The organism is Ruminococcus sp. YE282 (genome assembly GCA_900101355.1).
Taxonomy (GTDB): Bacteria; Bacillota; Clostridia; order Oscillospirales; family Acutalibacteraceae; genus Ruminococcoides; species Ruminococcoides bromii_A.
Genome location: FMUV01000013.1, coordinates 40810 through 61497, shown reverse-complemented (window position 1 = coordinate 61497; position 20688 = coordinate 40810). Strand labels below are relative to the sequence as shown.

The following is a 20688-nucleotide window of genomic DNA, read 5'->3' as shown; positions in this document are numbered from 1 at the left end:
ACAGCCTGCGCAAAATGTTGTATTTAGCGTCTCAAAAAATTGTCGAACGCTGGACACAAAGATGTCGAAACTGGGATGTAGTTTTAAGCCAGTTATCAATAATATTTGAGGCCAGAATACCTGCTTGATTTGCCCCTGAGAATAGAATTTCCTGTCTGCAAAATGTTATTCACGCTTTGGCATGCATAACATTCCGCAGACAGGAATGAAAAGTTGACACGGGGCAAATCAGAAAGCCTGATTGCAACCGCAATCCTGTATTCTGTTATTGCTTGAAGGATTATTATTTACACAAAATTTTATGGGTTGCCCTATTTAAGTTGAATAAACAAATAACATGACCGGGCAGTTCCACTTTAGATTGCCCGGTCAATGTTTTAAATGTTTAAAGCTACATTCAGTTGCTATTTTCAGAAACAGTGGTTTCACTCTCTTTGGCGCACATCTTACCGTTAACGTCTGTGTAATAATCGCCCTTTAAAAGTATTTCGGAAATCGGCACGATTTCGTAGCCCTTTTCCTTGATTCCCTCGATTACCATCGGCAGTGCTTCGGGAGTGTTTTTGGCACCGTTGTGCATAAGTATAATACTGCCGTCCTGAAGCTTTTTAAGTACATTTTGGGTTATCTGCTGTGGGGTCGGGTCTTTCCAGTCAAGCGAATCGACATCCCACTGAACACAGTACATATTGCACCCGTTTACAGATTTTACAACATCGTTATTATAATCGCCGTACGGTGCTCTGAAAAGCGTTGGTCTGCAACCGGTTATTTCTTCAATCTTTTTGTTACACTCCTCAACTTCCTTAGTCATATCAGATGATGACATTTGAGTCATATGAGGATGAGTGTTGCTGTGGTTACCTATATCGTGACCCTTGTCTGCGATATCTTTCACGCTCTCGGGATAATTGTCAACCCAAGCTCCCACAAGGAAGAACGTGGTCTTAACCTCATATTTATCAAGTATGTCAAGAAGCGTATTTGTCTGTTCATTACCCCAGGCGGCGTCAAACGATAATGCCACCTGTTTTTTATCCGTATCAACGTGATAAATGGGGATTTCTCTGGGCGTGTTTGCAGTCTGGACTGTCTTTACTGTTGATGAAATTGCAACGGTTGCCGCCAAAATCCCTGTAAGTAAGCAAAAACCTATTGAAATAAGTTTACGTTTTGTCAATATAAGTAAACGCATAAAATCCCCTCCATTAGATTATATGAAGGGGATTTTTTTATATGCTTTGCGAATAAATTTTCAGCAAAAATTATTCAAAGTGCCATTTAATTCCGTCTTTGGTATCTTCAATAACTACGTGCATTTCTTTCAGCTTATCTCTGATTGCATCGGCGGTAGCCCAATCCTTTTCAGCACGTGCTTTTGTTCTTTTGGCAATGAGCTCGTCAATTTCCGCATTACTTTCAGAAGCATTTTCAGTATTGTTGCCGCTGTCAATAAGGTTAAGCGACAGCACTTTATCAAACTCACCGATAGAATAAAGCTTTGTAGCGTCGCTTACATCGGCTTTAAGCACATCATAAACACAGGTCAAGCCAAGAGAAGTGTTGAGGTCGTTATCAAGAGCTTCCTTAAATTTATCAATAAGCGGCTTTGCTTCTTCTAAGTTTGGTTCGCCGTCAAATGAAAGAGCGTCAATACGCTTTTTGAGCTTATCATAAGCCGTTGCAGTATTGTCAAGACTCTCATATGAAAAAGTAAGAGGCTTGCGGTAATGGCTTTGCAGGCAGAACATCCTGTAAACAAGAGGATTGTAACCCTTTTTCTCAAGCAGAGAAACAGTAAGAAAATCACCTTTAGACTTACTCATCTTGCCCCTTGCATCATTCAAATGAAGAACGTGGAACCAATAGTTGCACCACTTGTGACCGAGAAACGCTTCGCTCTGTGCTATTTCATTTGTATGGTGAGGAAATTTATTATCTACTCCGCCGCAGTGAATGTCGAGGTACTCGCCGTTGTGCTTATAGCTTATGCAGGAGCACTCAATATGCCAACCAGGATAGCCAAGTCCCCAGGGGCTTTCCCACTTAAGTTCCTGCGAATCGAACTTTGATTTTGTAAACCAGAGAACAAAGTCAGTTTTATTGCGTTTATTTTTATCCTCTTCAACGCTGTCACGCACACCGACGGCAAGGTCGTCCTCATTCATATTTCCGAAGACATAATAATTCTCTAGCTTTGAAGTATCAAAGTAAACGTTTCCGCCGGCAATATACGCATATCCCTTATCAAGCAATTTTGATATCATTTCAATAAACAAATCAATACAATTTGTAGCCGGTTCAACAACATCGGGGCGTTTTATATTTAGTTTTTCACAATCAGAGAAAAATGCGTCTGTATAAAACTTTGCAATCTCAAGCACGGTCTTATGTTCACGCTTGGCGCCCTTGAGCATCTTATCTTCGCCTGTATCAGCGTCGCTTGTAAGATGTCCCACATCGGTAATGTTCATTACACGATTTACGTCATAGCCTGAAAATCTGAGATACTTTTCAAGAACGTCCTCCATAATATATGTCCTGAGGTTTCCTATGTGCGCATAGTGATAAACAGTAGGACCGCAGGTGTACATATTAACCTTTCCGGGTGTATGAGGAACAAATTCCTGTTTTGACTGTCCAAGAGAATTATATAAAACCATTTGCTTACTCCTTGTTGTTTAACTTTTCAAACTCTTTTAATTCTTTCAACTCTGTCAATTGCCTTTGAAGCATAGTGATTTTGTGGTCAAAATTACACAGCGTAAGAGCTACCGGGTCAGAAACGTGAATTTGGTCAAGAGTTTCGCTTCTGATACCGTTAAGCTTAACTATTCTTGCGGGCACACCCACAGCAGTTGCGTTTGCAGGAACTTCGCTGAGCACTACGGCTCCTGCGGCAATTCTCGCATTGTCGCCGACCTTAAACGGTCCGAGCACCTTTGCGCCCGAACCAACCAAAACATTGTTACCGAGTGTTGGGTGTCGCTTTCCGGTGTCTTTGCCTGTTCCGCCAAGCGTAACATTTTGGTATATCGTGCAGTTGTCGCCTATAACGGTGGTTTCGCCGATAACCACGCCCATTCCGTGGTCAATAAACAAACCTTTGCCTATTTTTGCGGCAGGGTGAATCTCAATGCCGGTTTTATGTCTGCTGCGCTGAGAAATCCACCGTGCTATAAATTTATGATTATGGTTATAAAACCAATGAGCCTTTCTGTGGGACCTTACCGCCTTAAAACCCGAATACAGGAAAAACACTTCGGCTTTGCTTCTTGCGGCTGGGTCACGTTCAAGAATGGCGTTAATATCAGATTTTAAAGTATCAAACAAATCATCACTTCCGAATAAAATATAATCTCAGAGTGTATCAGGTTTCAGATATAAATCTTCTGTTCTGTACGATATATATAACTCCCGAAATTACGGCAAAAACAGTCGAAATCCAAACCAAAACTTCTCCTGCAATTCCAAAAGCGGAATTCATAATACTTTCTGCCTGAGCAGAAATCAAATTCGTATCGTTTGCCAAATCCAAAACAAACTGCATAACCAAAATTGCAATGACGGCAATCATCTGAGAAACGGTTTTTGCCTTGCCCCAAATGTTTGCGGCAATTACTTCACCGCTTGAGGCTGCAATCAATCTTATTGAAGTAACGGAAAATTCTCTGAACAGCACAATTATGACGGCAACGCAGTCACAATATCCGTTTTGCACAAAGCACAAAAGTGTGGCAAGCACAAGAATTTTATCCGCTAACGGGTCGGCAAATTTGCCAAAATCAGTTACAAGATTTTGTTTGCGTGCAATTTTTCCGTCAAGCAAATCTGTAATTGACGCAGCGGCAAAAATTATCAACGCCACAAGGTTATTAAACGGAAAATCTATCAGCAATGCCGCCACCATAAGAGGCACAAGAATTATCCGTCCTAATGTCAGTTTATTTGGTAAGTTCATTTTGTTGCCTTCTAATATTTAAATTAATTCTGAAATAGAATAATAAATTTGCTTTTGTATTCTAAACCATTTCACCAACAGGGTCGCAGCATGTATAATCAGTGATTTTAACATTTACAAAACTTCCGATTTCCGGTTTCTCATCGGGACAGGTAAAAAATACACAGCCGTCAACCTCCGGAGAATCTGCATAGCTTCTTCCAAAATAACATTCGGCGAGCTTGTCATATCCCTCAACAAGCACTTTTACATCCGAACCAATCAGACTTTCACAGTACTCAGCCATAATATTTTGCTGTTGTTCCATAATAATGTCAGCACGTTTTTGCTTGATTTCTTCGTCAACCTGGTTCGGCATAAGTGCGGCGGGGGTATCTTCCTCCTGAGAATATGCAAAACAGCCAAGTCTTTGGAACTTCATATCTTTGGCAAATTGGGCAAGCTCTTCAAACTGTTCGTCAGTCTCGCCCGGGAATCCTGTTATAAAGGTTGAACGCAAAACAACATTTGGAATTTTGGTCCTGATTTTATTGAGCAGTTCCGTAAGCACTTCCCTGTCGCCGTGTCTGTTCATTCTCTTTAGAATTTCACCGTTACAATGCTGAAGAGGCAAATCTATATACTTAACAATTTTGTCTTCCTCTGCGATTGTGTCAATCAGCTCGTCGGTAAGCCTGTCGGGATAGCAGTACAACACTCTTATCCATTCCAAACCGTCAATTTGGCAAAGTTGTCTTAACAGCTTTGCAAGGTAAGGCTCGCCAAACAGGTCTTCACCGTACCTTGTTGTATCCTGTGCAATTACGTTAATTTCTTTAACGCCGTTTTTAGCAAGAGTTTTTGCTTCTTCAATGATATTTTCGGGTTTTCTGCTTCTGAAACGACCTCTAATCATCGGTATTGCACAATAAGTGCAGCGATTGTCGCATCCCTCTGCAATTTTAAGATACGCAGTGTATGAAGGTGTGGATTGGATTCTTCCACCCTCAAGCGGAAGACAGACTTTATCCGGAAAGACTTCTGCTTTTTTGCCCTTAAGAGCTTCCAAAACTATGTCTGCAATCTGTTCGTTGGCACCGATTCCTATTGCCGCATCAATTTCATAGAGCTGCTTTGTGATTTCATTTTGATACCTTTCGGCAAGACAGCCTGTAACAATTATAGCTTTAATTGTACCCTCACGCTTTAGTTTGCCAAGTTCAATAATTTCGTCAATGCTTTCCTGCTTTGCAGAATCGATAAATCCGCAGGTATTTACAATAACTGCGTCTGCCTGTGCAGGGTCATTTACAATTGTAAAGCCCTTGTTTTTCAGTGTAAACAAAAGCATTTCGGCGTCAACCTGGTTTTTTGCACAACCAAGCGATACAATACCGACTTTATAATTCATATGCTGTCATCCTCTGCGTATTCTTCAATGACGCCTTTAATTTCATCCCAGCGATATCCAAGCCTTTGCAAAGCAGCAACGGCACGGCGTCTGATTTTTTCATCGCTGATATTCTTATATTTTTTATCTATTATTATCCTGATTTGTTCGCTGCTGTCAACCTCAATTTCGTCAAGGATTTCAGCCGCAAGTTCTTTATCAATGCCCTTTCGTGCAAGCTCATAGACAACTGCATTTTTGGACATATGCTTTGTAAAAATCAGTTTTTGTGCATAATGAAGCGCATAGCTTTCATCATTTACAAGACCAAGCTCCTCCATGCGCTCAACAGCCTTGTCGGCTGATTTCTCGTCGCAGGTTCGCTTTATCTTATCGGCAAGTTCTTTTTTTGAATGGTCACGGTAAGAAATAAGCCAAAGAGCCTTTTCCTTTGCACGTCTTTCATTGCTGAGCCTGATAATCTCGTGCAAATCTTCGTCATCAATATCTTTACCGACGTCAAAACGGTTTTCTATTAATGTTCGTGTGTCAAGATTCATCACATATTCGCCGTCAAGATACAGCGCACTCATAGCCTTTCTTCTCGGCTCAATTGCAGTAATAAGCATCAGTCGTCAACAAGTACGTCAATATTTGTTTTGCCTGCTTCGGGAACCTTTGCCGCCGACGGTTCGGCAGCCGGTGCCGCTGTAATATTAGCCTTTGGAGCAGGTTTTCTGCGCTCATAAAGTTTATCAATGTTAGCCCAAAGTTCGTCTTCTATTTCTTTTGCAAGGTCTGTATCGGTCTTTAAAAGTGCCTTAACCTTGTCACGTCCCTGTCCGAGACGGTTGCCCTTATAGCTAAACCAAGCACCTGCTTTTTGAACAATATCAGCCTTAACCGCAAGGTCGAGCAGCTCTCCCTCACGGGATATGCCCTCACCGTACATAATATCAAATTCAGCTTCTCTGAAAGGCGGAGCAATCTTATTTTTAACAACCTTTGCCCTTGTGTGAGAACCAATCATCTCACCGTTGACTTTGATTGTTTCAACTCTTCTTATATCTATACGCACCGAGCTGTAAAACTTTAACGCACGGCCGCCTGTTGTAACCTCGGGATTACCGTAAACAACGCCGACCTTTTCACGCAGCTGGTTAATAAAAATAGCTACGCAGTTCGACTTTGAAATTGCACCGGCCAGTTTTCTCAGTGCCTGTGACATCAGTCTTGCGTGCAAGCCTACATGGCTGTCGCCCATTTCTCCTTCAATTTCTGCCTTTGGAACAAGTGCGGCAACCGAGTCAATAACAATAACGTCAATGGCGCCGCTTCGGATAAGAGCCTCGGCAATCTCAAGAGCGTCTTCACCTGTGTCAGGCTGTGAAACCAAAAGAGAATCCACATCGACGCCCAAAGCTGCCGCATAATTAGGGTCAAGCGCATGCTCAACGTCGATAAAAGCAACGTTTCCTCCGTTTTTTTGTCCTTCGGCAATACAGTGAAGCGACAAAGTGGTTTTACCCGAAGATTCAGGACCGTAGATTTCAACAATTCTTCCTCTTGGAAGTCCGCCGATTCCAAGCGCAATGTCAAGGGAAAGTGAACCTGTTGAGATGTGTTCAATATTCATATGCTTGTTTTCGCCAAGGCGCATTACCGCACCTTTGCCAAACTGCTTTTCAATCTGTGTAAGAGCCGTTTCAAGAGCCTTCATCTTGTCAACTGCCATATTATATACCTCCAAATATCCCATTTATGGGACAGCAAATACCGCAATTCAGCGGTTCGTCATAAGTTATTATAATGTAGTTTATTCAAAATTGCAATAAAACAGAGATAAAAAAATCGAACAAATTTTCTAATTATTAATAATTGTCCCGATTATAGCCCTTTGAGTTCCGCCAAAATCATTTTCTGTTCGTATATTTGAAAACCCTGCCGACTTCATAAGACTTTTGACATAATCAGCCTGACCTTCTCCAAGTTCAAAGGCAAGTGCGCCGCCGTAAACCAGTTTACTGCTCCACAGTCTTATTATTGCCTCGTAAAAATCAAACCCTGTTTCCCCGCCGTCCAACGCCATCTTGGGTTCAAACTGCACTTCTTTCTGCAAAGTGCTTAACTCGCTTCTCTTTATATAAGGGGGATTTGACACTATCAAATCATACTGACCGTCATCAAAGTCCTTGTGACATTCAAAAACATCTCCGTTGACAAGCGATATGTCGGCATTATTCAACTGTATATTCTTTTGAAGAAATATAAATGCTTTGTCGCTTAGTTCAACCGCAGTCACATCTGCATTGCAAAGTTTATTTAATGCAACAGATATTGCTCCGCTGCCCGCACATAAGTCAATTGTTTTTTTATTAGGTCTGTTTTGCAAAAACTTTTTACAAAGACCTACCAAAACTTCGGTATCGTCACGAGGAATAAGCACGCCGTCTCCGACATAAAAGTCAAAACCGCAAAAATTCCAGCTTCCTATTATATATTGAAGCGGAATATGCAAAAGCCTTTTTTGCGTGTACGCAATTAACGTCTGCTCTTTATCTGCACTGAGTTCGGCATTGCCGTTTACAGTTAACTTGGTTCTGTCAAATCCTGTTGCGGCTTCAACCAAAGTATGCGCCTCAAATTCGGGAGCATCAAATCCATTATTTTTTAGTGTGTCCCTGCACCTAAGATATGCTTGTTTTAGTGTTATCATTTTGAAAGAATATCGGAACCGTCGTCCGGAATAACTTCTTTAATTGCTTCAATTGCGACTTCAATCATTTTGTCGTCGGGTTCCTTGGTTGTAATCCTTTGTGCCCAAAGTCCCGGTGCGGCAATAATCCTTGTTGCAAGGTTGTCGTGTCTGCCGCAGATTTTTATTAACTCATAGCCGATTCCGCAGGAAACCGGAAGCAAAAGAATCTTGAATACAGGTCTTAAAAATCCGATTCCGAACGGAGCAACGGGAACAAAGAGTCCAATTAAAATTCCGATAATAAGCATAATTACCATAAAGCTGGTTCCGCAGCGAGGATGAAAACGAATCTGTTTTCTTACGTTTTCAACTGTAAGTTCTTCCTCATTTTCATAACAGAAAATAGTTTTATGTTCGGCACCGTGATACATAAATACACGTTTCATCTGCGTTGTCTGCGACACAATTATAATATATCCCAAAAACAAAATTAATTTTAAAACGCCCTCAAAAATGGATTTCCACAATACTACCATATCGCTGTTGTCCTCTTTAAAGGCAGGCACAACGTTTGATGATAGGTCAAATAAAAAGGACGGTAAAAAGAAAAACAAAAATACGGCAAAAGCGATTCCTATGATTGAAGCAAAAACCATGACTATTTTAACAAGGTTATCGCCGAATTTGTCATCAAGCCATTTTTCAAATTTTGTAGGTTCTTCTTCCTCAATCTCGCCTGCCTCAACGGCTTTGTCAGCCGACAGCATAAGAGATTTGTAAGAAAGTCGCATTGAATCAATCAAACCGGCAATTCCTCTGAAAAACGGAAGTCGGAACAAAGCACACTTTGACGGTATGGTATTGATGCTGATATCTTCTTTGTATATTTCGTCTTCTCCGGTTCTTACGCATACCGTTGTACGCTTCGGACCGCGCATCATAATGCCTTCAATCAGGGCACTGCCGCCGATTGAGGTTATTTTTTTAGTTGAAGTTTTTTTAGACATAAGCACTTTCCTTTATATATTAAGAGTCAATCTGAGCTTATTTACAAAACTCAGCCTCATTTTCTATACTAATTAAATCGGAGCGATGCTCTGCTCTGATTGCAAAAAGGATTACAGATTAGCTGTAATAATCTAAAGTTTAACATTTTCGGGCAAGGTATTTTCTTCACCCTCTTTGTATATCGGGAACGTAAGGGTAACCGTTGTGCCAACGCCCTCTCCGCTTTCAATATCAAGCGAACCGTGGTGAAGATTCATAATTTCGTCCGCAACGGCAAGTCCGATGCCCGAACCTCTTACCGTTTGGTTTGCCTTATAGAACTTTTCCTTTACTTTTGGCAGGTCTTCCGCAGAAATTCCGCAGCCGGTATCCGTTACTATGATTTTAATAACATCGGGCTCGTCTTTGGAGTATATTACCTGAGCGGCAACAACGCCGCCTTTCGGCGTATATTTAAGCGCATTGTCAAGAACATTAATAAATACCTGTTTCAGCCTGTTTCGGTCACCGTAAACCGGAGGATAAATTGCCTCGGGGTCATCATACAAAAGGTGTATTCCCTCTTCGACAGCCCGTTCTTTTAACATATAAACCGTCTCGTCAAACTCGGCAAGAATATCTATTTTTTCACACATCAAAACCATTCTGCCGCTCTGGATTCGTCCAAAATCCAAAAGTTCCTCAACAATGCTTGTAAGTCTTCCGCTTTCTTTGATTATTACATTCATACCCTTGTCAAAAGTTCTGCGGTCAAGCTTTCCTCTTTCGGAAAGCTGCATTGTCTCTGCCCAACCTTTGATAGCGGTAAGCGGAGTTCTCAGCTCGTGTGATACACGTGAGATAAAGTCGTTTTTCATTTGTTCCGCCGTCTGCAAATCTTTTGCCATATCGCTGATTGCATCGCACAAGTCGCCGATTTCATCATCATACTTATGCTCAATCTTTTCGGAAGCCGAAAAATCTCCCTGCGCAATTTGGGCGGAAATTTCGGACAGCCGTCTGATTGGCTTTACAATTGAGCGAATAAACATAATTCCCGATAACACAACAAGCGCTATAATTATGAGACCGACAAGGATAATCATACCCGAAACCAGCATAATGCGCTCGTTTACGGGCTCCATTGAAACAATGTATCTTACCGCACCGACGGCAGTTCCGCTGTCGTTGGTAATGATTCTTGTTTCACTCATTGCCTTTTCGTTTGAGCTTAGCTTTCCGCTCCAAAAGGCATAACCGTTACCGTTTGTCTTGGCTTCATCAAAATCGGGCAAATGCTCGTCACCCGTCGGAATAAAACCTGTTGAAGACATAACGATTCTTCCGGTTGAATTTATAACCATAACCTCCATCTGCTCTTTTTTATCAAAATTTTCTACATAATCACGTGCAGATGAAGTAAAGGAAGTAGAACTGTCGCTGGTGTAACCTGAAAACACAAGCGATAGCTCATTCGTGGTAGATGTAAGTTTTTGTTCTACATTATTCTGAAAAATATATGTAACAAGAAAGATAAGGCCTACAACAATTAAAATGATAATGGTTAAAATTACGCTGAGAGTGTTTAAAATCCAACGCTTTGTAATGCCCTTAAACATATTTGTTGCAGTCCTCCTTTCTCCTGAAATTTGCTTTGTTATGCTGAATAAAAATCAGCAATTATGTAAACGGTTATTCTCCCGAATCCCACTTGTAGCCGAGACCCCAAACCGTAATAATGTGTTTTGGATTCGACGGTTCGTCTTCGACTTTCATTCTCAGTCTGCGTATATTAACATCGACAATCTTATCTTCGCCAACATATGCGTCTCCCCAAACATGGTTGAGAATATCAATTCTGTCAAGAGCAACACCGGGATTTGAGAAGAAATACTCCATAATCTGAAATTCAACCTGTGTAAGCTCAATCATTTTTCCGTTTTTGTGAAGCGCACGGTTGCGTAGGTTAAGAGTAAATTCGCCTGATTTTAATTCTTCCTTAAAATTATTTTCGGCGTGAGACTGTGCAAGCGCAACACGTCTGTACAGAGAATCTACTCTTGCAAGAAGCTCACTCGGTGAAAACGGCTTTGCAACATAGTCGTCTGCTCCGAGCATAAGACCTGTAACCTTGTCCATTTCCTGAGTCTTTGCGGAAAGCATGATAATGCCTATTCCGCCGTTGCGGTTTCTCAGCTCCTTGCAAACCTGGAATCCGTCTATTCCCGGCATCATAACGTCAAGAATAGCAATGTCAAAATCGCCGTTATTTTCGTCATATTTTTGAAGTGCAGCCTCGCCGCAGTCAGCTTCAACAACATCATAGCCTGCACGTGTGAGGTTGATAACCACAAAATCGCGTATTGCGGCTTCGTCCTCGCAAACTAATATTTTCTTCATATCAAAACCTCCGCTTTGTTTAGTTATTCGTTTATATAATAAGTTCGTTTAATACGGAAAATGCAGTTTTTATCTCTTCATCGCTCAATTCGTACTCACTTTTGCTGTTGCAATTTACAAAAGTATAGGCGTACTTGTTATCTTTATATATAATGGTATAGTTTCCTTTATTCTGACCCTTGTCCCAGCTTGCAACATCAAAAACCTTGATTTCAAAAAGCTCATCTCCAAGCTCGTCATCCTTCCACTCGTAAAATGCCGTGGAATTATTCTCGCTGTTAATCAGAGCGGTAACCGTATCTTTTTGCCATTTTTCAGGCATCTTGACAGTATACTTCAAATCATAGTTTGCAACCATACTCACACTCTGAACAAGAGTTTCACTTCCCAAATCAAAGGAATTCCATATGATTTTGTCTGCCACCGTCTCGGTTCCCTCACTGCCCGAATGAGGAAGCTGTGAAACAACCGGAATTTCGTACAATTGGTCATTGTTAATATCGGCGCAAATTACAGGTATTGTTCGCTGAGTCAAATTTTTAGTTTTATCTTTAAACAAAGGATTTCTTAAAAGCGACAGTTCATTGTTATAGTAGATAACCTGTGTGTTAATTTCCTCGCTTGCAAACGAACCGTCCACCACTATTCCCTTTGTTTTATTATCCAAGTCACAAATTGTAACATTCTTATACTTAACAACGTTCGGGTCCATAGGAACGGTTGCCTTTGCAAACATAGACTTTTTTTCGGCGTCATACGAAAGCATTGAAGCACGTGCCTCGTTTTCTGTGCTGTAAAGCGAAAGGGTTACAACCTCGTCCATTCCGTCGGAATTTAAGTCTCCGCAATAAAACGCAGAATAATTCTGACCGGCAGTAATCGCCTGAGTTGTACCGCCGCCGTAAGAATAACACGATAAGAAGTTAACGTTTGGCGAATAAGTTGCATATCCGACAAAAATCTCAAGTGCACCGTTGCCGTCAACATTTGCAAAGTCAACGCAGTCAATATCCGTGGTTTCGGTCACAAAATCCGACGACAACTTCCAACTTCCGTTATCGTCATACATAACGAGCATATGTATACTGGTTGTGTTGCCCTTTTCACGGTAAAATGCAATCGCTTCGGATGTGCCGTCACCGTCAAGGTCGGTCATAACAATTGCGCTTCTGTAATTGCCGCTTTTGGGATATTTCAGCGTATAATCTCCTTTTGCGGTATCGGCAATAAGCTGTTCGATTTCCGCTTCATCGCCCATAGATTTTGGCGGCCGAAGCATATTTTCCGAACCGAAGTCCGTAAAATCGCAGCCGCTTGCAGACATCAGTAAAACTGTGGCGATTACAGCCGCAGCAGCTGTTTTCAGCTTCAAATTGCCTTCCTCCCTTATTATTTCTGTCTGGATATGCAGTATTTTATCTTGATTCCCTCTGCAGAGAACATTTTTTCATGCTCGGTTTCAATATTATCTTTCACATCGCTTGCATGCAAATCACGTGTAAGATAAAGGATTTCATATCCGCTTTGTTCAAAATATTCAAGGCTTTCATCAAAAAGTTCATCATCGTCTGTTTTAAATCTTATCTCTGCGTCCTTTTTAAGAAAGCTTTTATACATTTCAAGCTTTTTGTAATATGTCAGCCTGCGCTTTTTATGCTTTGCACGCGGCCACGGATTGCAAAAGTTTATGTACAGTCTTTCAATTTCATCTTCAGGCTTAATAATTTTATCAAGCTGTTCAACATTATATCTGACAAGCAGCAAATTAGTGATGTCATCCTGAGTTTTGCCGCTTTCTTCAAACATTTTTACAATTGTACGCCTGCCAACGCCAAGCATATCAATCTTAATATCAAGAGCAATTATATTTTTGTCCGGGTTTTCAAGTGCAAGTTGTCCTGCAAAGGAACCCTTTCCACAGCCTATTTCAAGCACGAGCGGCTGTTCTTTTTTAAAGGCTGACTGCCATTTTCCCGCATATTCTTCGGGATTTTTCACGAAAAAATCGCATACGGACAATTCCGGCTCAGCCCATTTCTTTTTTCTTATTCTCATATTTCCTCAATATGTATATGGCATAAAACCGCATACATCAAAAATTATTACATTTTATTTAAATCGGAGAAACTCTTTGCTTTTCTTGCAAAAAACAGAGCTTGTGACCGATTGCAACTCCTTAAACGGCTCCTGCCGAGTATAGAGTCAAGGATATTTGCACTTAGATTATATCAAATTGTAACAAATTATGCAACGATTATTTTGTTAAAATGCCTATGGCGTTAAATAAATTTAATATTATCGCTATACGTTTTCGATTTTGTAAACAAAACTTCCGAAAATTCATCCGAAAGCATTTTAACGAGCGGATTTATTACAACATCTTCACTTCTGTAATGCCCTGTGTCAATTATACTCACTCCGAGAGCGTTTGCGGCATTGATTTCGTGGTGTTTAATTTCACCGGTAAGCAATGCGTCCGCATTTTCTTTTGCGGCAGCAAAAATCTGGTCGCCGCCCGAACCCGAACACAAAGCAACGGTATTAATATTCTTATTAATTGCAGTATATCTGAGTCCGTTGCAGTTGAGAGCCTTTTTCACCTTTTGAGCAAAATCATCTATATCCGTTGCGGTTTCAAGTTCTCCCAAAAATAGGCAATCTCCGATTTCCGAACGTCGAATATTTTTTAATCCGACAGCTTTGGCAAGACAAATATTAACGCCGAATTTTTCGGAGAGGTCAAGGTTTGTGTGCATACAAACAGCGGATAAGTTTTTTGAAGCAAGTTTATAAGGTACATCATTTGTTCCGAGGCTTTTAATCGGATTAAAAATAACGGGGTGGTGGCTTATAATAAGCTCACAACCGAGTTTCTCTGCCTCATCAACCACGTTTTCTGTAATATCAAGAGATACAAGTGCATTTTTAACAACTGTATTTTTATCACCGACAAGCAAACCGCAATTATCAAAACTCATTGCGGTTTCAAGCGGAGCAAAGGTCTCAAAAAAATTCAAAATATTGTTAATTGTTGTCATTTATTATCTCCTCAAGACGTTTTGCAAGCACAGCAAAACGCACATCACCGTTTGCCTGTTTGAGAAGTCTGTTTATATGATTTCTGACAAAACGAAGATGTGTTTCATTTTTGGTATCAAGCTCTGCAATATAATAATAAGTTTCATCATACGCAGTAACATCACCTGTATATTTTGCAAGAATAACCGTATAGCATTTATTTGACGCAACACAGCAATCTTGCTTTAAAATTTTGTAGCCGTTCTTGCACAGCCATTCAATGAGATACTCGCTCTTAGTCATAGGCTGAAGAATAAATTGCTTTGATTTATCCTTAGAAAAACCGCAGTCGCCTATTATTCGGGCAATAAGTTCTCCGCCCATTCCCGCAATTACAATGTCATCTGCTTCGTCGCTGTTAATTGATTTTAATCCGTCGGAAAGTCTTGTTTCAATCTTATCCGTCAGATTTGCTTCAACAACAGTATCATGTCCGCGTTTGAGCGGTTCAGGATTGATGTCGGCGGCAATTGCAGAAGGGCATTTGCCGTTTTGGCACAGCCATACAGGCAAATATGCATGGTCAGTGCCAATATCGGCAAACTTTGCGCCGTTTCTAACAAACTCTGCGCAAAGCCTCAATCTGTTGTCAAGATGTGAAATGCCTGTACTCATCAGCCGATTGCCTTGTTAAGAGCCTCAATAAGTGCATCTGCGTCTGCGCCGTGAACTGTGCAGGCGTCAGCAATTGACTCTCCCCTTGAAGCAGGGCAGCCAAGACAATGCATGCCGATGCTGAAGAAAAGCTCCGCTGTTTCAGGGTGCTTGTCCAAAACATCACCGATGATAGAATCTTTTGTTATTTCCATAATAAAAACCTCCTTGCTTTTATTGATACTATTATAACACATTCTGTCAAAAATAAAATTCTTTATTTTTTACATTATAATTGTATTAAAACAATATTTTATAGTCATTTTTAGTCTACTGTTATCCGCCTGCCGACCAATATTTTCTGTCAAGACTGCGATATTGCACTGCCTCAAGCACATGATCGGAATGGATTATTTCACTTTCATCAAGGTCGGCAATGGTGCGGGCAACTTTTAAGACCCTGTCATAAGCTCTTGCAGTCAAGCCGAGCTTTTCAAAAGAATTTTTCAGGGTACGTTCAGCCTCTTTGTCAATAACACAGACCTTTTCAAACTGCTCGGCATTAATCTTGGAATTGCACAAGGTGCTGCTGTCTTTAAAGCGTTCCCTTTGGATTTCTCTTGCTCGGTCAACTCTTTTTTTGATTTCAGCGGAAGTCTCGGTGACTTCTGTGCTTCGCAGTTCGTCAAACTTTACAGGCGGAACCTCGACATGAATATCGAACCTATCTGTTATCGGTCACAAACTGAAATAGAGTTAAACTTTTTCTTAATTATTTGCCCTGATTTTCTGCAAATACTCTTTATTTCGTGGCATAAATTTGAGTTTTACATTATCTGGGTCAATGTTATAAGAATTACCGCTTTCTGTTTCAACCAAAATTTTTTCATCAAATACGGTGATTCTTTTTATAAATTTTCTGATGTCGTCATCTGTAATATCAGAGGAGTCTGAAACACTTGTTTCTAAAAAGGTTTTGATTTCTTGCAACCGTTTTTCTTTGCCAATGAACTGCGTTTGTTGGATTGATTCTTTTTCAAGTTCAGATTGCAATGAGTTAATCTTTGTTGCAAATTCCTCTTTTTTAGAAATGTATTCAGTTTTACTAATGACCTCATCTAATAATAAATCAGTTAAATTATTTAGTCGTTTTCTATGCTTTTCAAGTTGTTTCGTTAGAGTATTGATTCTGTTTTCTTTGCCGCTGTCAAGAGATTGTCGAAGAATATCAAGGGTGATTTTAATGCTTGTACAATTTTTGTTCTCTATAAAAAGAATTTGTCGAATTTCGTTAAGTATTTTATCAAACTCTATATTATAGTTTTTGCAATACTTTACTCCCCAAGATTTATAGGTACTACACAGCCATATATCACGTCTTAATTTATTTACTTTGGTTGTATATGGGCTATGCCAAAACGGTTTGCCGCATTTACCACAAAAGATTTTACCGCTTAATGCAGATTGTTCTGGCGCGAAAGGTGTTGAGTTACTACCTCTCTTTTCTCCTGTGGACGTATTGAATGTGATAGCTTTTTGTTTAATAATATCATTTGCCTTTTCCCATATTTCTGCACTTACAATAGCAGGAATACCGTTTTGAATATATTTGCGCTTGCTCTTTGGCACACTTTCAGTTTTCTTTGTTTCAAAGTTATAATGAGTTTTACCACTGACTAATAACCCTTTATACTTTTCATTTTTTATCATTCGTTTCAGTGTTGATAAACTGAATTGTGTACCAGTAGAAGAAAATACACCCATTTCTGTTAGTTTCTTTTGAATCGTTCTAAATCCATATCCGCTAACATACCATTCAAAAACTTGTCTTACTATTTTAGCTTCTTCTTCATCAACAGCAAATGATTGTTTTGTTTTGATATAACCATAGATTCTGCTGTTACCGTAAGCTACGCCGTTTTCAATACTTCTTTGTGAAGCACTGTTAATCTTTTTTGACAAATCCCTTGAATACTCTTCAGCCATCATAGCCTTAATGCCGTTGATTAAAGAATCATCAGAAGTATAAAACTTTCTATCAAGGAACATATACAGTTTTTTGCCCTCGGTTGCAACACGATTGATGAATTGGTAATAATTGCCAGTGTTCCGATTCATTCTTGATATGTCTTTAATAACGATAATGTCAAAATTATCTGTCAACATATCATTATACAATCTGTTGTATTCGTGTCTGCCTTTAGACGTTGTTCCTGTTTTACCTTCGTCGATATAGCCGTCAACAAGTAACCAATTAGGTTGCAAGTGGATAAAAGATGTTAGTTCTTCAACTTGCTTTTCAAGCGCATTGATTTGTTTTTCTTCCTCTGTTGAAACCCTTGCATAAAAAACAACTTTATAGATTTTGTTTATGTCCAACTCTTTGATTATTTCATCCATATATCCTCTCTTTCTGTAATATTCTTTACTATTACCATTATACCATAAATAAGAAAAGGGCGCAAGGAAAACGCGCCCGATTCAATCAGTTTATTTCTCTTTTTTGTGACTCTGAATACCTCTTATCCAACAAAGAACAGGCTTGTATATATTCGCTTTCTGTTATTAGCTTTGAGTGTTTTAATCTGTTTAGATTATTTGTCACTTTCATATATTCATTCTTGCTCATTTATTCATTACCAATTAGAACGTCTTAATTCTCTACGCCAAACCATAATATCCTTATGAGATTCAGTTTCTTCTCGTGTCTTGAATACACGCATTTTAATACTCTGTTGATTAGATAATGTAAGGTTGTTTCCGTTTCTCATATTGTTTATGTCAGCGGTAAAGTTATAATACATTTTATATTTTTGCGTGATTTTATAAAGTCGCATTTTGATAACTCTATTTGTTGCTTCATCTTGTGGCATAACCACATAATATGTATTTCTAACAGTTAAATCTTTATTCGCGTAATCTGCGATAATTCCAAGAGCGTCCGACAAGCCAGCTAAATAGTGTTCGTGACATTCATCTAACGTTCTTACTGATTCTGTGGTTATCTTTTCTTGAATTTCTTTAATTGCAGCTTGTATATTAGTTAGCACCTGTACTACCAAATCCACCACGGTCAACTGAATCTAAAATATCAACTTCTTCAAATTCAATAGTTGGTTGTCTTTTCATAATTCTGAACTGACAAATTCTGTCATTCTTGTTGATTACGGTATCACGCATAGCAAGCGCAGGAAAACGCCAAATGTCATTTGTGCCACTGTATGAGTTGTCGATAACACCCATTGAATTTGTTTGCAATACTCCCCATTTCTTGAATGTTGAGCTACGAGGAACAACGTGTGCTTCATATCCTTCGGGCAGTTTCATTGAAACACCGAGGGAAATCAGTTTGAAATCGCCAGTATTCATTGCGACAGTTTCAGCAGCGCGGAGGTCAATCCAATCCCCGACGGCAATTTCTTTAATTTTATCAATTTCATCTGTATGATATTTAATCTTAATTGTTTCCATATTTTATACCTCTCATTTTAATAATGCTTCTAAAGAATCAATTTGTAATTCTGTTTGCTTATCGTCGGACAACAAATTGTTAAGTTTGTTTTCTATTGAAGTAAGCTCACGTTTCTTTTCGCGGTAATCAACGGAGTCTTTCTTGGATTTAATATCGTCAAACCATTCGGATAGACCAAATCCAGAAATTATAACATCTTCCGCAGGAATATTAAGTGACTCGGCGGATTTGATAAGCGCGTTAATCTTTACGAGCAGATAAGTCAAATTCTGCGTAGACACGTTTAAGTTGTACGTTTCTCCATCGAGTTGCAAAATGCAATTTGTCTTTGGCGCGAATCTGCTGTGCATATTGTTAAGTTCTTCGCGCTTTTTCTCAATTATCTTTTTTAATTCAATAATTCTTTCGTCATTCTTCGTAGCCATAATTATACCCCTCTATCAGTATCTTTCCGTTTTCTAAATAATGTTTTGCAAAACAAGGTTTTAGATTATCATATGCGCTTTTTATAGTGTTAAAGTTTATACCATTGTGATAAAATGTAGATTTTTCTTTGTTATATCGTAAATATACATATTTTTCTATTCCATACTCATCATTATAAGTAGATACGTTCAAAGCATCGTTTATTTCGTTATTCTGCAATTTATTGCATTGTTGTTCAAATATATCGAATGGAATATAAATCAATTTACTTTCGGAATACTTTATCGGAGAAAATGTTTCCAATTTAATCATTTTTTCATACAATTCAGAATATTTATCTTGATGATTAGATTCTGCTCTAAAAAAGCGTTTGCTGACGCTTTTAGTTGATGAGATACGATAATATTTTTCTCCGCCATATGATGTACATATTTCCGCGAACCAATAATATCTACCCATATTCTTAAATCTAAAACGATATGTTTTGGGTTTATATGATATATCAGTTTGCCAACTATTATCTAATGGATATTCCCAACCGACATCTTCATATCTTAGATTATAAAATGAACCAACACACTGTTGTATAAGATGATTTTCTTCCTTTTTATAGTAATCATATCTACCTAAATAAATATATTCTGTATCATTGCGACTTTTGTATGTTGCGCCAACAACCAATTCACTACCTTTTACAAATAAATTGTCTTGTATAGCTTTACTTTGGGCGATGAATTTTTGATAGTCAGGTGAATCTGTTGGTATCAGCAATAAGTTGCCACCGTCGTAACCATAAACAAATTCGCCCTCTAATCCCTTACCTTTTATACTGCTACAACATTCCAAAATCCAAAGAAGGTTCTCCATTGTTATCTCAAATTCAAACCCTCGCGGGTCATATACTCTTGCATAAATTTGACGAAAATCCCAGCCGCTTTTGTAACCGCCAACTTCTTTGTTTAATACGAATCCCTCAGTGGGAACATTATCGTATTCATTATTTGGGATATTTTTATCTCGCCAACCTTGCCAAGAGGTTTCTTTCCTCAACTTGCCGCGCTCATCATAGTAAATAATATAGGCTAATTTCCCCGTGTAAGTATCTTTTCGTTCTTGATACCCCACATTTATTCTTGTCGGTATGAAAATAGACATAAACCACCTCTATACCTTAAATAAAATAATCTTTTTATTGTCAATAGTTTTCTTTACATCAATCAATCTTTGATTGCTACTGCCACGAAATGGCAATGTTGTATCTCTTAATTCCTCACGAAATTCACCATCAACTACAACGTCGCACATTTGTAAAATATTGATTTTAGTTTCTTCACCAGATACCATCCAACTCAAAGGATGACTATAAAAATCTTCATAAGTTAGAGAATAGCCAGTGTAAAGCCATATATCTTTTTGAGGATATTTTTCTTTAATTTCTAAAATCAATTCGTAAATTGCATAGGCGTTTTTATAATCTAAAGGATGTCCACCAGAAAATGTAATTCCTTGAATATATGGATTTTCAAGATAGCAAAATAATTCTTGTTTTGCTTTATCATCGAATGGTTTTCCGGCGTTAAAATCCCACGATTCGGGGTTCTGACACCCCTTGCAATGCAAGGAGCATCCCGAAACCCATAATACCGTTCTTATACCTTTGCCGTTTGCGACAGAGGCTTTTTCAATTTGCAAATAATTCATAG

At 39.1% G+C, this 20688-nt stretch carries 23 protein-coding genes and 1 pseudogene; 1 reads left to right on the top strand and 23 read right to left on the bottom strand.

Annotated features, from left to right (window positions below; all coding sequences use genetic code 11):
* A pseudogene (locus tag BLP46_RS13540) lies at positions 1 to 128 on the top strand (IS256 family transposase); the annotation flags it as partial.
* Positions 129 to 397: 269 nt separating this feature from the next.
* Here BLP46_RS13540 and BLP46_RS06170 read toward each other — a convergent pair.
* From BLP46_RS06170 to nrdG, 23 genes are all read right to left on the bottom strand, one after another.
* The gene (locus tag BLP46_RS06170; RefSeq protein ID WP_092977298.1) at positions 398 to 1195 is read right to left on the bottom strand and encodes a polysaccharide deacetylase family protein; all 798 of its coding nucleotides are present in this window, start codon (positions 1193 to 1195) and stop codon (positions 398 to 400) included.
* A 70-nt stretch (positions 1196 to 1265) separates the two neighbouring features.
* The gene (gene cysS, locus BLP46_RS06165; RefSeq protein ID WP_092977296.1) at positions 1266 to 2663 is read right to left on the bottom strand and encodes a cysteine--tRNA ligase; all 1398 of its coding nucleotides are present in this window, start codon (positions 2661 to 2663) and stop codon (positions 1266 to 1268) included.
* Positions 2664 to 2667: 4 nt separating this feature from the next.
* Complete coding sequence (cysE, locus tag BLP46_RS06160; RefSeq protein ID WP_092977294.1) at positions 2668 to 3333, bottom strand: serine O-acetyltransferase; 666 nt, start codon at positions 3331 to 3333, stop codon at positions 2668 to 2670.
* A 37-nt stretch (positions 3334 to 3370) separates the two neighbouring features.
* Positions 3371 to 3961, bottom strand: coding sequence for a CDP-diacylglycerol--glycerol-3-phosphate 3-phosphatidyltransferase (pgsA, locus tag BLP46_RS06155; protein WP_092977292.1), 591 nt, complete (start codon positions 3959 to 3961; stop codon positions 3371 to 3373).
* A 61-nt stretch (positions 3962 to 4022) separates the two neighbouring features.
* A complete protein-coding gene (gene rimO, locus BLP46_RS06150) occupies positions 4023 to 5351 on the bottom strand; it encodes a 30S ribosomal protein S12 methylthiotransferase RimO (protein ID WP_092977290.1) in 1329 nt (442 codons plus the stop codon).
* Positions 5348 to 5959 (bottom strand): regulatory protein RecX, encoded by a 612-nt coding sequence (locus BLP46_RS06145; RefSeq protein WP_092977288.1) that lies wholly within the window; start codon positions 5957 to 5959, stop codon positions 5348 to 5350. The genes rimO and BLP46_RS06145 overlap by 4 nt, the downstream gene beginning before the upstream one ends.
* Complete coding sequence (gene recA, locus BLP46_RS06140) at positions 5959 to 7065, bottom strand: recombinase RecA (protein WP_092977286.1); 1107 nt, start codon at positions 7063 to 7065, stop codon at positions 5959 to 5961. The genes BLP46_RS06145 and recA overlap by 1 nt, the downstream gene beginning before the upstream one ends.
* A gap of 129 nt (positions 7066 to 7194) precedes the next feature.
* Positions 7195 to 8046: a peptide chain release factor N(5)-glutamine methyltransferase gene (gene prmC, locus BLP46_RS06135; RefSeq protein ID WP_092977284.1), complete on the bottom strand. Its 852-nt coding sequence runs from the start codon at positions 8044 to 8046 to the stop codon at positions 7195 to 7197.
* Positions 8043 to 9035, bottom strand: a complete 993-nt coding sequence (locus BLP46_RS06130; RefSeq protein WP_092977282.1) for a DUF1385 domain-containing protein — start codon at positions 9033 to 9035, stop codon at positions 8043 to 8045. The genes prmC and BLP46_RS06130 overlap by 4 nt, the downstream gene beginning before the upstream one ends.
* Before the next feature lie 132 nt (positions 9036 to 9167).
* Positions 9168 to 10634 carry a sensor histidine kinase gene (locus tag BLP46_RS06125; RefSeq protein ID WP_092977280.1) on the bottom strand — a complete coding sequence of 489 codons (1467 nt, stop codon included), beginning with the start codon at positions 10632 to 10634 and terminating at the stop codon, positions 9168 to 9170.
* Between the two features lie 73 nt (positions 10635 to 10707).
* Entirely contained in the window at positions 10708 to 11415 is a 708-nt protein-coding gene (locus tag BLP46_RS06120) for a response regulator transcription factor (RefSeq protein WP_092977278.1), read from the bottom strand.
* 31 nt (positions 11416 to 11446) lie between these two features.
* On the bottom strand, positions 11447 to 12787 hold the full coding sequence (locus BLP46_RS06115; protein WP_092977276.1) for an FG-GAP repeat domain-containing protein: 1341 nt from the start codon (positions 12785 to 12787) through the stop codon (positions 11447 to 11449).
* A 17-nt stretch (positions 12788 to 12804) separates the two neighbouring features.
* Positions 12805 to 13470, bottom strand: a complete 666-nt coding sequence (gene trmB / locus BLP46_RS06110) for a tRNA (guanosine(46)-N7)-methyltransferase TrmB (RefSeq protein ID WP_092977274.1) — start codon at positions 13468 to 13470, stop codon at positions 12805 to 12807.
* Between the two features lie 224 nt (positions 13471 to 13694).
* The gene (locus BLP46_RS06105) at positions 13695 to 14453 is read right to left on the bottom strand and encodes a Nif3-like dinuclear metal center hexameric protein (RefSeq protein ID WP_092977272.1); all 759 of its coding nucleotides are present in this window, start codon (positions 14451 to 14453) and stop codon (positions 13695 to 13697) included.
* The gene (locus BLP46_RS06100; protein ID WP_092977271.1) at positions 14440 to 15108 is read right to left on the bottom strand and encodes a class I SAM-dependent methyltransferase; all 669 of its coding nucleotides are present in this window, start codon (positions 15106 to 15108) and stop codon (positions 14440 to 14442) included. The genes BLP46_RS06105 and BLP46_RS06100 overlap by 14 nt, the downstream gene beginning before the upstream one ends.
* Positions 15108 to 15302, bottom strand: a complete 195-nt coding sequence (locus tag BLP46_RS06095) for a DUF1858 domain-containing protein (RefSeq protein ID WP_092977270.1) — start codon at positions 15300 to 15302, stop codon at positions 15108 to 15110. The genes BLP46_RS06100 and BLP46_RS06095 overlap by 1 nt, the downstream gene beginning before the upstream one ends.
* Positions 15303 to 15423: 121 nt before the next feature.
* Positions 15424 to 15768 (bottom strand): magnesium chelatase subunit ChlI family protein, encoded by a 345-nt coding sequence (locus BLP46_RS06090; protein WP_318259498.1) that lies wholly within the window; start codon positions 15766 to 15768, stop codon positions 15424 to 15426.
* Between the two features lie 87 nt (positions 15769 to 15855).
* Positions 15856 to 17487: a recombinase family protein gene (locus BLP46_RS06085; RefSeq protein ID WP_092977269.1), complete on the bottom strand. Its 1632-nt coding sequence runs from the start codon at positions 17485 to 17487 to the stop codon at positions 15856 to 15858.
* Positions 17488 to 17723: 236 nt separating this feature from the next.
* Entirely contained in the window at positions 17724 to 18149 is a 426-nt protein-coding gene (locus tag BLP46_RS06080; protein WP_143000460.1) for a hypothetical protein, read from the bottom strand.
* On the bottom strand, positions 18127 to 18558 hold the full coding sequence (locus BLP46_RS06075) for a dUTP diphosphatase (RefSeq protein ID WP_092977265.1): 432 nt from the start codon (positions 18556 to 18558) through the stop codon (positions 18127 to 18129). Before BLP46_RS06075 ends, BLP46_RS06080 begins: the two co-directional genes overlap by 23 nt.
* Positions 18559 to 18570: 12 nt before the next feature.
* Positions 18571 to 18984 (bottom strand): hypothetical protein, encoded by a 414-nt coding sequence (locus BLP46_RS06070; RefSeq protein ID WP_092977263.1) that lies wholly within the window; start codon positions 18982 to 18984, stop codon positions 18571 to 18573.
* Entirely contained in the window at positions 18968 to 20140 is a 1173-nt protein-coding gene (locus tag BLP46_RS06065) for a hypothetical protein (RefSeq protein WP_092977261.1), read from the bottom strand. The genes BLP46_RS06070 and BLP46_RS06065 overlap by 17 nt, the downstream gene beginning before the upstream one ends.
* A gap of 9 nt (positions 20141 to 20149) precedes the next feature.
* The gene (nrdG, locus tag BLP46_RS06060) at positions 20150 to 20686 is read right to left on the bottom strand and encodes an anaerobic ribonucleoside-triphosphate reductase activating protein (RefSeq protein WP_092977259.1); all 537 of its coding nucleotides are present in this window, start codon (positions 20684 to 20686) and stop codon (positions 20150 to 20152) included.
* Between the last annotated feature and the right edge of the window lie 2 nt (positions 20687 to 20688).

Bases quoted from the DNA above. Each gene is read 5' to 3' on its own strand.
- BLP46_RS06085 (WP_092977269.1), bottom strand. From the start codon at position 17,487: ATGGATGAAATAATCAAAGAGTTGGACATAAACAAAATCTATAAAGTT.
- BLP46_RS06070 (WP_092977263.1), bottom strand. From the start codon at position 18,984: ATGGCTACGAAGAATGACGAAAGAATTATTGAATTAAAAAAGATAATT.
- BLP46_RS06130 (WP_092977282.1), bottom strand. From the start codon at position 9,035: ATGTCTAAAAAAACTTCAACTAAAAAAATAACCTCAATCGGCGGCAGT.
- BLP46_RS06065 (WP_092977261.1), bottom strand. From the start codon at position 20,140: ATGTCTATTTTCATACCGACAAGAATAAATGTGGGGTATCAAGAACGA.
- cysS (WP_092977296.1), bottom strand. From the start codon at position 2,663: ATGGTTTTATATAATTCTCTTGGACAGTCAAAACAGGAATTTGTTCCT.
- BLP46_RS06095 (WP_092977270.1), bottom strand. From the start codon at position 15,302: ATGGAAATAACAAAAGATTCTATCATCGGTGATGTTTTGGACAAGCAC.
- rimO (WP_092977290.1), bottom strand. From the start codon at position 5,351: ATGAATTATAAAGTCGGTATTGTATCGCTTGGTTGTGCAAAAAACCAG.
- BLP46_RS06125 (WP_092977280.1), bottom strand. From the start codon at position 10,634: ATGTTTAAGGGCATTACAAAGCGTTGGATTTTAAACACTCTCAGCGTA.
- recA (WP_092977286.1), bottom strand. From the start codon at position 7,065: ATGGCAGTTGACAAGATGAAGGCTCTTGAAACGGCTCTTACACAGATT.
- BLP46_RS06170 (WP_092977298.1), bottom strand. From the start codon at position 1,195: ATGCGTTTACTTATATTGACAAAACGTAAACTTATTTCAATAGGTTTT.
- BLP46_RS06100 (WP_092977271.1), bottom strand. From the start codon at position 15,108: ATGAGTACAGGCATTTCACATCTTGACAACAGATTGAGGCTTTGCGCA.
- BLP46_RS06145 (WP_092977288.1), bottom strand. From the start codon at position 5,959: ATGCTTATTACTGCAATTGAGCCGAGAAGAAAGGCTATGAGTGCGCTG.
- trmB (WP_092977274.1), bottom strand. From the start codon at position 13,470: ATGAGAATAAGAAAAAAGAAATGGGCTGAGCCGGAATTGTCCGTATGC.
- nrdG (WP_092977259.1), bottom strand. From the start codon at position 20,686: ATGAATTATTTGCAAATTGAAAAAGCCTCTGTCGCAAACGGCAAAGGT.
- BLP46_RS06120 (WP_092977278.1), bottom strand. From the start codon at position 11,415: ATGAAGAAAATATTAGTTTGCGAGGACGAAGCCGCAATACGCGATTTT.
- pgsA (WP_092977292.1), bottom strand. From the start codon at position 3,961: ATGAACTTACCAAATAAACTGACATTAGGACGGATAATTCTTGTGCCT.
- prmC (WP_092977284.1), bottom strand. From the start codon at position 8,046: ATGATAACACTAAAACAAGCATATCTTAGGTGCAGGGACACACTAAAA.
- BLP46_RS06105 (WP_092977272.1), bottom strand. From the start codon at position 14,453: ATGACAACAATTAACAATATTTTGAATTTTTTTGAGACCTTTGCTCCG.
- BLP46_RS06075 (WP_092977265.1), bottom strand. From the start codon at position 18,558: ATGGAAACAATTAAGATTAAATATCATACAGATGAAATTGATAAAATT.